Genomic DNA, 12,955 nt, shown 5'->3' with positions numbered 1-12,955 from the left:
GCTTCTCCCCTATTGTATCCAATAGACAGGAACAACCGCCACCTTTGCCGATCCAACGTGGAGCGACAAGCGCAAGGCATTGTCGCTACGTCTTATCCCTTTAAGCCGCTTGTGCTTGCTCCTTCAATCAACAAACGCTGGAAGATCAGGAAAAAGCCAATGATAGGAATAAGCGAAAGCACAGACATGGCGAATAATTGACCATATGCAGAATTACCAGTACTATCCAGGAAGAGGCGCAACGCCACCGGCACCGTATACAGCAACTCGTCGTTCAAAAAGATCAACTGAGAGAAGAAATCGTTCCAGGTCCAGATGAACGTGAAAATAGCTGTTGTCACCAGTGCTGGCAGCGAGAGCGGCAGGATTACGCGCCAGTAGAAACCAAACAGGCTGCAACCATCCATTTTCGCCGCCTCATCCAGTTCCGTTGGAATACCGCGAATAAACTGGATCATCAGGAAAATGAAAAAGGCATCGGTCGCAAAAAACTTGGGCACTACCATCGGCAGGAATGTATTAATCCAGCCCAGATTTTTGAACAGAATGTACTGTGGCACAATCAAGATGTGGTGCGGGAGCATAATGGCACCCAGCATCAAGATGAACCAGAACGCGCTATATTTAAAGCGCAACCGGGCAAAGGCATAGGCCGCCATCGAGCATGAGATCACGTTGCCAATCACGGCCCCCACGCACACCAGAAACGAATTGACAAAGAAGACGACGAAGGGATAGTCGAGCGCGCTCCACCCGTCCGTAAAGTTATCGAGCGTCCACTGCGACGAAAACAAGCCCGTATCGGTAAAGATCGCGTCCTGCGGCTTGAAAGATGAGCTAATCATCCAGATCAGCGGATAGATCATCACAACCGCACCGGCCAGCACGACCAGATGGCTCAGAATGCGATTGAGTCGCCTGTTGTACGATTTATACCGTGATTTCCCAGGAGACCTGCTCTCGGATAGACCGGTAATCATTGGCTACCTCCTCTCATCCTGATAGAACACCCAATAGCGCGAAGTCAAAAAGGCCAGCGATGTGAACAGGGCAATCGCAATCAGCAAGATCCACGCCATCGCCGAAGCATAGCCCATGTGCAGCGAACCGAACCCTTCCAGATACGTGTAGAGCGTATAGAACAGGGTGGTATCGAGCGGACTACCCGAACCTCCGCTAATAATGAAGGCCGGTGTAAAAGCCTGGAACGCGCCAACCATCTGCAATACCATATTGAAGAAGATGAGTGGCGTAATCATCGGCACAGTAATAGAGAAGAAGCGCCTGATAGGTCCGGCCCCATCCGTTGATGCCGCCTCATAATATTCTGCCGGAATCTGCTTCAACCCGGCCAGGAAAATAATCATAGGTGAACCAAACTGCCAGACCGAGAGAATAATCAGCGTTGAAAGGGCATACTGAGGGCTGGCGATCCAGCTTGTCTCAATCACGATACCAAAGACGCGCAACGCCTGATTCACCACCCCATCGGCATCAAAGAGTTGCCGCCAGAGAATCGCGATCGCCACACTGCCTCCAAGCAAGGAGGGAACATAATAAATGGCGCGATACAGGCCAAGCCCACGCAGCCCCTGCTTGAGCAATAGCGCGATCAGCAGCGCGAACACGATTTTCAGTGGTACAGAGAACACGACATAGATCAACGTCACCCTCACCGAATTCCACCAGCGCGGATCGTGAACCATATCAATATAGTTCTGTACGCCGATCCATTGAGGAATGCCAATCAGGTTATATTTGGTAAAAGACAGGTAGAGCGAGCCAAGCACCGGCCCAATCAGAAAGACCAGCATCCCCAGGAACCAGGGGAGCAGAAAGAGATAGGCCGCAAGATTCTCTTTCTTCTTTAGCTTGCTACGAGTACGCGGGCGTTTGCGTGCAGATGCCATTGCTGGCACCTGCTGCATCTTCACCCTGGCAGATGGAAATGCCATTGAGCCGCCTCCAATGTTCTATGCTTGCGCCAGCGCCTTCTGGGAGTCGCTCATAAATGTAGTTGCTCCCGCTGAAACGGAGGTCTTGCCAAAGCTAACCGCCTGCGAGACACGACCCAGCGCGGTCTGAATATCACCTGCTCCAGCCGCGTCCAGCACGTTTTTCGGACGATTCTGATCGCTCTTTCCCAACTGATCGCAGAAGGCCATCACCGCCTTCTGTGCCTCTGTAAGCGTTGGAGCCAGCGCCGCGCGTGCTTTCTCTCCGCCCGGAACACCACGATCCAGCCCAAGAGCTTTAACGCCACCTGGATCGTTAATAATAAAGTCGATAAAGCTGGCCGCTTCCTTCGTATATTTTGTCTTGGATGAAATGCTCATCAGCATCGACGCTTTGAGATATTGCCCCGGCTGCGGTCCCGTTGGCACATTCTGGAACAGCAATTGGTTCTTGGTCAACGCCTGATAGCTTTCAAACTGGTTGGTGTGTACGGCGCTGAAGACGACCTTTTTCTCGATGAGCAGAGAGGTCGCCGGTCCGCTGGTGGAAGAGACCGTCGCCTGCACAGCGGCAGGTGCGCAGGCACCAGATTTGCGCAAACCGCTCCAGTAGTTGAACCAATCGCCCACATCCTGCGCATCGTAGCCCAGTTTGCCATCAGTCGTGAACATCTCTTTGCCGCGTTGACGCAACCAGATCTCAAAGACCGCAATATCCCCGCTGGCATCGACCGTGCCTGAAATACGGCTCTTTGCCAGCGCCTTCGAGATCTCGCCAGTATAAGTTCCGAATGCATCCCAGGTCATATTCGCCGGAGGAGCCGCCACTCCCGCCTGCTTGAGAAGATCTACATCATAGATGAAGCATTCGTAGTTGCCACCAAGAGGGATGCCATAGACGACCTTATTGTCCTCGCTGCTGGCAAGCAGGTTTTGATCGAAATCGGAAAGGTTGATGCTTTTATCAGAGATAACGCTGGTCATATCGAGGAGCAGGTTTTGTTTGACATACTGTGAGACATACTTCATGTCCATCTGGATCAGATCGGGAATTGTCCCACCTGCGATCTCTGTGCTGAGCTTGTTCCAATAAGAGCTGAAATCCGTAAACTCCGAGTGAATATCGATCTCGGAATGGGCGCTATGGAAGAGGTCGATAGCTTTCCTGGTGAGCTTGTTACGCGAGGCTGGCCCCCAGAAAATAAGTTGCAGGGTTTTAGTTTGAGCCGGGGTCGCCGCGCCGCCACTACCGCCGCAGCCAGCAACACCTAACAGAGTCAAACTTGCCAGACCACTCAGTCCCATCTGGCATACTTGCCGCCGGTTGTAAGAAATAGCACGCATGAAACTGTTCTCCTTCTCTGAGCCACTCATAGGCTTGTCTCGACAACGAAAACCAGGGACAACAGTGCTTGCCTGCTTGCACTCATTGCAAGCCACAAACACAAATGCAAAAACAGCGAATGCTTCTCTTCAAAAGGTGATAACGTTTACTCTTTAACGCTAAAAAACCTCTTCATTAAATTGTTAAGCAGCATGGTTAGAGTTTACGTGTGCTTTCTCGTATGACAAGATCGGGCAACAAGATTCGTTGATGAAGTTCCATTTCTGGATTGTTTAAGAGATCAACCAGATATTTTACGGCCATTGCGTCCTGTTGCGCAAACTTAAAATGAATGGTTGATAGCGGTGGATCGGTATACGCAGATAGTTCGGCGTTGTCAAAGCTCAACACTGAAATATCATCTGGCACGCGGCAACCATGCTCGCGTAAAGCACGCAAGACTCCTAACGTCATTGTGTCGGAGCCAACCAGAATAGCAGTGAAAGGTTCGCCTGTTGCCAGGATGCGGCAGGCGGCATCATAGGCGCTGCGCATAGTATATTCAGCCCCATCAACGGGACCAGGCTCCAGGCCGTGTTGACGTAGAGTAGCTTCCCAAGCAGTGCGCCGCCAGAAGCCATTGATCAGGCGCTCAGAAGGTGGAATAGCGGCAATCCGACGATGCCCCAGTTCGATCAAATACTCAACGGCCATGCGCGTAGCATAGACCTGATCGAAGCCAACCCAGGCCAGCCGAGAATCTGGCACGTAGTCGCGGCGCACAATGGGCATCCCATCGCTGAGCGCGAGCAGTTGCTCATCTGTAATGCGCAACGTAGGTGCATACATAATCACGCCATCGGTCAGGCGAGCGGCTGCGTTATTGAAGGCCAGTTCCAGATTTTCCACATCCGCCGTCGTTACCAGCAGGCCATACCCGGCATCTCTGGCGGCATAGGCCATATTTTTGATCGAATCGGCAAAACGACCCCCATGCAACACGTCAACAACCAGCAATTCCAGCGTATAAGATCGATTGGTTGTTAACATTTTCGCGACTTTATTTGGCGTATAATCCAGATCGTGAACCGCCTGCAATACGCGCTTACGAGTGCTCCGAGCAACGGTATCACTCTCGTTCAAAACGCGCGATACCGTCTGATAAGAGACGCCCGCCTGTTGCGCAACGTCGCGAATTGTGACCTTCTTTTTTTTCAAGACCATGCCAGCCTCAACATGTCCATTTGCACACACAACAATTCTGTTGCTATAATGCAAGGTAGTCTGTACAAAATAAAGTGACCGGTCACATTATAGCTGGTTTTTCAACACGCTGTCAAGAGGAATTTATGCTTTTTCTTCTCTAACTGCAATATAGTACCTCTTGCATTACACTGAAAATAGGGCATACAATAGATATGTCCGGTCACAATTTTGGACAGACAGATACAGAAAGGGTTTGTAAAGGAACAAAACGTGCAGAAAAAAAGATACGCTCTGATTGGTACTGGCTCACGCTCCAGGATGTTTATTGATGCGTTAATCACAACCTACCATGATATCGCGGACCTGGTGGCATTTGCGGACTTGAGCCAGACGCGCATGGATTGGTACAACCATCACCTGGAGACCACTGCCGGATTAGCTCCCATTCCAACCTATCACGCCGACCAGTTCGATAAGATGATCGCCGACACGCACCCCGACTGTGTGATCGTCACGACGATGGACGCGACCCATCACAAATATATCGTGCGGGCGATGGAACTGGGCTGCGACGTGATTACCGAAAAGCCGATGACGACCGACATCGAGAAGATGAAAGCGATCTTTCAGGCTATTGAAAAGACCGGCAAGTCATTGCGCGTCAGCTTCAACTATCGCTACGCCCCGGCCTACACCCGTTTCCGCGAGTTGGTCATGGAAGGCGTTGTGGGCAAGCCGCTCTCGGTCGATTTCTCCTGGCTGCTGGATACCAGTCATGGAGCAGATTATTTCCGGCGCTGGCATCGCGAGAAGCAGAACAGCGGCGGTCTGCTCGTCCACAAAGCGACGCATCACTTCGATCTGGTCAACTGGTGGATCGATTCATATCCTCGCCACGTATTTGCAATGGGCGACCTCCAGTTCTACGGCAAGAAAAACGCTGAGGAGCGCGGCGAACATTACTCCTACACGCGCTACACCGGCGTTCCAGAGGCCGCGAACGATCCCTTTGCGCTCACGCTCGATAAAAACGAGACGTTCCGCCACCTATATCTGGAGGCAGAGCCGGAGACGGGCTATCTGCGCGATCGCAATGTGTTTGGCGAACCGATCACGATTGAAGATACGATGAATGTGACCGTACGCTATCGTAACGGCGTGCTACTGTCGTATTGTCTCGTCGCCTACTCACCCTGGGAAGGTCTGCGCGTCGCCATCACCGGCACAAAGGGACGAATCGAGCTGGATATTGTTGAGAATATCAATCATCTGCAAGGCGACGGCAAGGCCAACGCGGGAGCAAGCAAAGGGCCGTTCAAGCATGCCAGCATCACGGCATATCCGATGTTTGGCACACCCTACGAGGTCGAGATCCCAGCCAGCACAGGTGGACACGGCGGCGCTGACCCGATCTTGCTGGAGCAACTTTTATCGCCCAATCCTCCCTACGATCCCTTCCATCGCGCCGCATCTCATATCGATGGAGCCGCATCTATCATTGTAGGTATCGCTGGCAACGAAGCGATGAAGACCGGAAAAATGGTAGTCATCGACGATCTTTTCGTGCTGCCAGAGAAAAACCCGGCCAATGCATAACAGGTGTTTCCGGCGAGTCGAGAGACTCGCCGGACCACTATTTCCGTCACTGCAACACGAAAGCAGTATTGGCGGGAATGGTAAACGTGAGGCCGTTTTGCCAGAGCTGCGTTCCAGTGGTAGTAATCACATAGGGAGTGATCGCGTTCCCGTTCTCGTCCTGAGTGTTCAGGCGATCCGTGAACGTGTATGATGTGCTGTTGTTGGCAACTCCCAGCTTTTGCCAACCATTGGACGAAAGGTGAACGGTGTATGTTTTGGCGGCAGTCCGATCATAATTGGCAATAACTATATAATGGTTGCTGCCATTCGCACGGGTGAAAAGGTAGAGCCAGTGATTGAAGTCATCGCCAAGACTGGTGTTCTCCGATGAGACATCCTCATAGAAGTCCTCGCCACTGCTAAACGCTGATTGCGCCGCAAGATTAACCAGTCGCCCATAGTAGCCGCGCAGGGCAAGGCTACGATTATCAAGCGAGCCATTGCGAAACGCGGTCATCTGCGGCATGTTCACATATTCAAAGATGCTCGTCTTGCCGTCGTTACCATTGAAGTCATCGCTGCCGTTGGCCGGTTCGCCGACCTCGTGACCGTTATACATAAGAATATTGCTGCCCTCAAGCAAGGCCGTCGCGGTTGGCGGTTTGGTGTAGAGCATATTATTGCAATCGACCGTTCCGCTGCAATTGTTGCCACCGCCCCAGTATTCGTTAGAGGCGGCCTGCACCTCATCGTGGTTGGAGGTAAACTCAACGAGATACTGCGCGCCACGGCCATAGCCGTTGATATCGCTATTGCGGTGCGCTGTGATGCCGTTCGCCCACCAGTTCTGCGTTAGAATGTTACGTACTTGATCGTAGTTTCCTTTGTCATAGACGCCATCGAAGCCCGCAGCAAAGAGCGCGTTGATATGCGAGCCGGTGCGCCATGTGCCACCATTCACGTAGCAATCGTTATCATAGGCTTCGGCGATCCAGTAAACATTTGCGTTACGGGCATGCGAGTTGGCGATGAGATACGACCAGAAATCGCTGGGAATACCGTGTGCAAAGTCGGCACGGAAGCCATCAACGCCCTTGCCCTGCCAGAAGGCCACAAGTTGATTCTCTTTGGCATAGGTCGAGCTGGCATTGGTGGAGTCAGCGTTGTTGCCGTGATAATCGAGCATGGCAGTATCGGTCCAATCATTGGTGCCGCACGGAAAGACGTGGCTATCATTGCCCCATGCCAGGCTGCCGCTGCCATCGTTGCCCAGGCTGCCATCGCTGTGTACCCAGACGTAATTGTTGTTGCTAAACGCGTTGCTGCCTGCATTGGTCGAATGATACTCGCGTGCTGTATGGTTGCCCACAAAATCGATCATCACTTTGAGTCCCGCACTGTGAATCCGCTGGACCAGTGCGGTAAAGTCGTTCATGGTTCCCAGGTCGCTTGAGACGTTCCAGTTATCAACGATGGCGTAGGGACTCCCGGCACTCCCTTTCGCTCCAAAACCGGAGTTTGTCTCCTGCTGCATCACACCAGTTAGCCAGATGGTATCAAAGCCCAGCCCCTTGATATTATTGATATCGGTGACTGTGATCGCATTAAACGTACCGGTATTGCTTTTCCCACTGCCTGTCGCTCCATAGGTGCGCACAAACAATTGATAGACACGATGCGTTGCCTGCCGCTCCACCACGTACATCTCATTGTTGTTATCATCATTGGGATCACTATCGGTCCACCAGGAGGTGCTGCCAGCATTGGTTGCATTCACAGCATACTGCACCCAGGTACTAGTGGCTTCGGTCGGCATACTCACCTGCAAGACATCGTTCCCGCCATCAGTTCCGATCTTTGTCGCAGCAACAGTTGCGGAGGAGGACCAGTTATTGGTTGTGTATAACACCTGCCCACTGCTCCCGGCGGTCACATCGAACTGGATCGTGACATGATCGGACGTCACCACATAGCCAGCCGGACTGCGTGTTGCTTTGCTGATAGCTGGCCCGGCAGCATACGCTATACGGCTATAAGCAAATCCACCAAACAATCCAATGAGAAGGCAAGCCAGAGCCAGTGCTCCTGGCAAAAAGTGTCTGAAGGGTGGTCTGCTGCTCTGCATTCCATGCGCTCCTTTATGCAGAATGACGAATAAGGTGTACATACTTTAAAAATATCAGCAGGAGATATCTATAGAAAGTATACGCTAAAACAAAACAAATTTGCTGTATCTTTCCAGGCGCACAAACACAACTTCCTCTATTCGCATATTGACAGAGCAATCTCCATCGTGTATAAATACGTCATACGTATGACTTGCTGAATACAGCAGGGGCGAGGGAAGATGAGCAAAAAAAAACGAGGGCATTCATTCACCGGTAACGAGCATTGATGTGGCACGTCGGGCGGGCGTGTCGCAATCGGCGGTCTCGCTGGTCTTTGGAGAAAAGGCAACCGGGCGTGTGAGTGAGCAAACCAGGGCGGCGATCCTGCGTGCCGCACAGGAGCTAGGGTATCGTCCCAACAGAGCGGCCCGAACCCTGCGTTCAGGACGCTCTCGCCTCATTGCTCTGGCCGTTCCCGATGTCAGTAATCCCTACTTTGCCGCCGTGCTTCAGGGCGCGGAACAGGCTGCTCGTAAGTATGGTTACGCGGTCATGCTTGCTCATGTGCACGATGAGCAGGACTGGCAACCGATTGTACTGGATGCGCTCACGTCCTGGGCGGTCGATGGCTTTCTGCTCTGCACTATGCAGCCTCCCACAGCAAAAGATCTGGCGGCGTTGCAAGGGAAAGCTGTATTGGTCGATGCGTTTTCAACAGAGTTACCATCTTTGCGACTGGATATCGAGGCGGGCATGCAGGCGGCTATGACGCATCTACTCAAGTTGGGACATCGCAAGATCGCTCACCTGGGTGCTGCTGTCGATGCTGAAACGTTCCACCTACGTCATCGAGCGTATGTCAGCGAGTTGCAGCAAGCTGGATGCACGCTGGTAGACGCCTATTACGTCCAGGCCGCCTTCACCATTCCCGGTGCATATGAGGCCGCGCTGCACGTGTTGAGGAGTGCGGATCCGCCTTCAGCGCTTGTCTGTGATAGCGATGTGCTGGCGGTCGGTGCATACAAAGCTGCGAAAGCATTGCAACGCGCAATACCGCAGGAGCTATCAGTTGTGAGCTTCGATGATAGCGTGATTGCACGCATTCTTGATCCAGAGTTGACAACGGTTGCCATTCCAGCCAGCGCGATTGGCAAACAGGCATTGCAACTACTGGTCGCGCTGCTCGAACATACAGACGCGCCATCGCAGATCACAATGCCGCTTGAACTGACTATCCGCGCCTCTACAGCCGAAGCGGTCTATCTATAAAAATATTTGAGGTATGTCCGTGTATGGCAGGGGTGATGGCTTGTCCTCGCCTGGGTACGCTTCACGCTGCCTGTGGAGGCGGGCGAGGACAAGCCATCACCCCTGCCATACACAGGTAGCGGCCTCGATCTATTGGCCGAATGAATCAATTAGTATTGAAAAGGATAATATATGAAATACTATCTTTTGATAGATGCAGATGATACGCTCTGGGAGAACAACATCTACTTTGAGCAGGCCGTTCACGCCTTCATTGCATTTCTTAACCACTCTCGCCTGACGCCAGCAGAGGTGCGAGAGGTACTGGATGATGTCGAGCGTCTGATGGGCTACGGATCAGCGAATTTCACGAAAAGCCTGGTCGAAACCTATCGCCGCCTCGCCGAAAGAGAGCTTCAGGATGAGGACGTGCGGCAGGTTCGTCGCTTTGGAGAGCAGATTCGCACCCATCCGATGCAACTGCTCGATGGTGTGAAGGAGACGATTGACTATCTCTCAATCCGGCATGAACTCGTCCTACTGACAAAGGGAGATGTTGAGGAGCAGACGCTCAAGATCGAGCGCTCTGGTATTGCCGAGAGCTTCAAGCGGGCAATCATTGTGGAAGAAAAGGATGTTGCGACGTATCATCGCGTGGTTGAAGAGCTGCAAATCGATCCCCAACGTACATGGATGATCGGCAACTCGCCACGCTCTGATATCAATCCAGCCCTGAGCGCTGGCCTCAACGCTATCTACATCCCTCATCCTCACACATGGCATTTTGAACATGAGGACGTGCGTCATATCGGCGAGGGACAGCTTCTGACGCTGGCAGCTTTTACAGATCTACGTACGCATTTTTAATGAGAGAAAAGAGGAATATACATGGCCGATCTACCCGAACATCCTACCCTCCCAGTCTTGCAGCGCTATATGGACGAGGTTTGCAAGGAGCGCGGCTGGACGAAAGATAGCTACGCCGAGAAGTTCTTGCTCTTCACCGAAGAGGTAGGCGAGCTAGCCAAAGCGATTCGCAAGACACAGGGACTCTACCAGGAGCAGGCACGGCAAAAGCATTTCGAGCTTGAAGAAGAGTTTGCCGATGTCCTCAGCTACCTGCTGGATCTGGCAAATTGTTTCCAGATTGACCTGGAACAGGCGTTTCGCGAGAAAGAGCGGATCAACGCGACCAGGACGTGGGACTAGCAGAGAGCGCAGGGCCGTAAACAGCGCCTGCTAGCCCTGTGCGAATGCGTTATCATCCTCCAGCAATGGGTGGATTTTATACTCGACCTGAAACGCTTCGAGTTGCTGAAAGTGCTTCTCTGGTTGCTTCTCTGGCTCGCTCTCATGCCGCGAAAGACGAAATAGCGCCGCCTTCTGATCAGAGAGCCAGTACAGCAGGGAAACTGCTTCCTGCATGCTCAGATCTATCTGATAACCCTTAGCATCAATAATTGTGAGCTTCTCCTCACCAAAAGCGAACTTTGCCATCGGCTGTCCTTCCTGTGATTTCAAAACCTTACGATCTTCTACCATTGCAGTAGAGAACCCCTACAGGTTACGAGCAGGATAATTGGTTGCAAAATGTCGAAACAAAGTGAGAAGGGTACGCGCTAATCCATCTTATTAATATACAGTATACAAAAAGCCCCTAAAAAGCTCCTTTCATTTGACACGTGATAGCGCCTCAATAAGTAACACGAAGGCGACAGATTTTCTGCCGCCTTCCATGAAACCACTTTTAAGGCAAAAGGTCAAATCCACTTCTATCATCAACAGGCATAACATCTTAATCCAGATAGCAATAGGCCGGGAGCGTCAGGAATTCCACAAACCGCTCGCTTGTAATCGCTTGATCGAGGATCGCTGCTGCTTGCTCAAAACGTCCTTTGACGTAACGTGATTCGCCGACAGCGTGCTTGATCTTTGTCAGTTCCTCGCTCATCAAACGACGAAACATGGCGATAGTAACCTTACGATCATCATCGAGAATGCCCCAGGGATGATGAATCCATTGCCAGATCTGCGCCCGTGTGATCTCAACAGTAGCGACATCTTCCAACACGTTATTGATTGGCACGCACCCCGTTCCACACAGCCAGGCATCCAGGTATCGCAAACTGACGTTAATGTTATTGCGCAAACCGGCTTCCGTAATCGTTCCTTCAGGGAAACGCAACAGATCGGTCGCCGTTACACGCACATCTTCGCGCTTCCTGTTCATCTGATTCGGACTCTTCATGACGGCAAACTCTTCTCGCGCCACCGACACCAGCCCTGTATGAGCAACCCACGTTCCGTCATACCCATCAGTCACTTCGCGTCGTTTCTCGGCTCGCACGCGTGTCAGCGCCTCTTCGTTAGCATTGGGATCGTTTTTAATGGGGATATAGGCCAACATACTACCACCGATAGCAGGGGCATTGCGACGATGGCTGGTTTTGATGGTGAGCAGAGAACAGGAGCGCATGAAATGGGTGGTCATCGTCAACTGGTCGCGATCGGGCAGAACAAAGGCAGGAATAGCATTGAACTTCTTGATTGCGCTGAAGATATAATCCCAGCGCCCACAATTCAGACCCGCTGAATGCTCACTCAATTCATAGAGGATTTCGTCCATCTCAAAGGCCGCCAACATAGTTTCAATCAGCACAGTAGCCTTGATCGTTCCCCGGGGAATATCCAACTCGCGCTGTGCCACCACAAAGACATCGTTCCAGAGCCGCGCCTCCAGGTGACTCTCCAGCTTGGACAGGTAAAAATAGGGACCGGTTCCTCTGGCGAGTAAGCACTGTACGTTGTGAAAGAAGTAGAGGCCAAAGTCGAAGAGGGAGGCAGAAACAGGCTTGCCATCGATCAAGACATGCTTCTCTGGCAGATGCCAGCCACGTGGACGCACAAACAGCACCGTTGTCTTCTCATGTAAGCGGTACACTTTACCTTCGGGGTTAGTATAACTAATTGTCCCAGCGACGGCATCGCGTACATTAATCTGCCCCTGAATCGTGCCAATCCAGGTGGGAGCGTGAGCATCCTCAAAATCTGCCATAAAGACGTTCGCCCCGGAATTGAGCGCGTCAATAATCACTTTACGCTCAACTGGACCAGTGATTTCAACGCGGCGATCCTGCAAACCGGCTGGCTGGGGCGCAACGGTCCAGTTGGCAGTGCGAATCCGCCGCGTTCTGGGCAGAAAATCCGGCAGGATACCAGCATCCAGCTCAGCCTGACGCTGCTTCCGTTTCTTGAGCAACTCTTCGCGACCAGGCTCAAATGTCCGGCTCAACTTCGCAACGAAGCGCAACGCGTCGGGCGACACTATTTCTGCGAATTCAGCGGTCACAGGCGCAATGACTTCGATTCCTTCCGTCGAAAGGGAACTCGTCTGTATACTCATAATACCAGATCGCTCCAATGAATGAGAAAATTCCGTCGTCTCACCAATCCATAAAGCAAGGGTAACATACTGCAATGCGCGCGGTCTATGCTGTTGCTTCAAAGATTGTGAGGAATCCTATAAGTAAAAAGTT

11 protein-coding genes are annotated in these 12,955 nt (G+C 52.0%); 4 read left to right on the top strand and 7 right to left on the bottom strand.

Features of this window, described 5'->3' with window-relative positions; all coding sequences use genetic code 11:
• Nucleotides 1-92: 92 nt before the first annotated feature.
• The 4 genes from K3T83_RS35885 to K3T83_RS35870 all read right to left on the bottom strand — a co-directional run bounded on the left by K3T83_RS35885 (nucleotide 93) and on the right by K3T83_RS35870 (nucleotide 4,503).
• Entirely contained in the window at nucleotides 93-980 is an 888-nt protein-coding gene (locus K3T83_RS35885; RefSeq protein WP_236065060.1) for a carbohydrate ABC transporter permease, read from the bottom strand.
• A 3-nt stretch (nucleotides 981-983) separates the two neighbouring features.
• Nucleotides 984-1,955: a carbohydrate ABC transporter permease gene (locus tag K3T83_RS35880; RefSeq protein WP_220207712.1), complete on the bottom strand. Its 972-nt coding sequence runs from the start codon at nucleotides 1,953-1,955 to the stop codon at nucleotides 984-986.
• A gap of 18 nt (nucleotides 1,956-1,973) precedes the next feature.
• The gene (locus tag K3T83_RS35875) at nucleotides 1,974-3,299 is read right to left on the bottom strand and encodes an ABC transporter substrate-binding protein (RefSeq protein WP_220207711.1); all 1,326 of its coding nucleotides are present in this window, start codon (nucleotides 3,297-3,299) and stop codon (nucleotides 1,974-1,976) included.
• 196 nt (nucleotides 3,300-3,495) lie between these two features.
• Nucleotides 3,496-4,503 carry a LacI family DNA-binding transcriptional regulator gene (locus K3T83_RS35870; protein ID WP_220207710.1) on the bottom strand — a complete coding sequence of 336 codons (1,008 nt, stop codon included), beginning with the start codon at nucleotides 4,501-4,503 and terminating at the stop codon, nucleotides 3,496-3,498.
• 252 nt (nucleotides 4,504-4,755) lie between these two features.
• Here K3T83_RS35870 and K3T83_RS35865 point away from each other — a divergent pair, with 252 nt between their 5' ends.
• Nucleotides 4,756-6,081, top strand: a complete 1,326-nt coding sequence (locus K3T83_RS35865; protein ID WP_220207709.1) for a Gfo/Idh/MocA family protein — start codon at nucleotides 4,756-4,758, stop codon at nucleotides 6,079-6,081.
• Between the two features lie 46 nt (nucleotides 6,082-6,127).
• On the opposite strand, the gene K3T83_RS35860 is transcribed toward K3T83_RS35865, so the two are convergent.
• Nucleotides 6,128-8,188 (bottom strand): alpha-amylase family glycosyl hydrolase, encoded by a 2,061-nt coding sequence (locus tag K3T83_RS35860; protein ID WP_220207708.1) that lies wholly within the window; start codon nucleotides 8,186-8,188, stop codon nucleotides 6,128-6,130.
• Nucleotides 8,189-8,459: 271 nt separating this feature from the next.
• On the opposite strand from K3T83_RS35860, the gene K3T83_RS35855 reads away from it, so the two are divergent.
• From K3T83_RS35855 to K3T83_RS35845, 3 genes are all read left to right on the top strand, one after another.
• A complete protein-coding gene (locus K3T83_RS35855; RefSeq protein WP_220207707.1) occupies nucleotides 8,460-9,440 on the top strand; it encodes a LacI family DNA-binding transcriptional regulator in 981 nt (326 codons plus the stop codon).
• 171 nt (nucleotides 9,441-9,611) lie between these two features.
• Nucleotides 9,612-10,286 (top strand): HAD family hydrolase, encoded by a 675-nt coding sequence (locus tag K3T83_RS35850; RefSeq protein ID WP_220207706.1) that lies wholly within the window; start codon nucleotides 9,612-9,614, stop codon nucleotides 10,284-10,286.
• Between the two features lie 21 nt (nucleotides 10,287-10,307).
• On the top strand, nucleotides 10,308-10,628 hold the full coding sequence (locus K3T83_RS35845) for a MazG nucleotide pyrophosphohydrolase domain-containing protein (protein ID WP_220207705.1): 321 nt from the start codon (nucleotides 10,308-10,310) through the stop codon (nucleotides 10,626-10,628).
• Between the two features lie 30 nt (nucleotides 10,629-10,658).
• Here K3T83_RS35845 and K3T83_RS35840 read toward each other — a convergent pair whose 3' ends face one another.
• Complete coding sequence (locus K3T83_RS35840; RefSeq protein ID WP_220207704.1) at nucleotides 10,659-10,916, bottom strand: hypothetical protein; 258 nt, start codon at nucleotides 10,914-10,916, stop codon at nucleotides 10,659-10,661.
• 298 nt (nucleotides 10,917-11,214) lie between these two features.
• A complete protein-coding gene (aceB, locus tag K3T83_RS35835; RefSeq protein ID WP_220207703.1) occupies nucleotides 11,215-12,822 on the bottom strand; it encodes a malate synthase A in 1,608 nt (535 codons plus the stop codon).
• Nucleotides 12,823-12,955: the final 133 nt, after the last annotated feature.

Source organism: Reticulibacter mediterranei, from assembly GCF_016587455.1.
The sequence above is the reverse complement of the archived record's forward strand: the minus strand, read 5'-3'. Positions and strand labels throughout refer to the sequence as shown.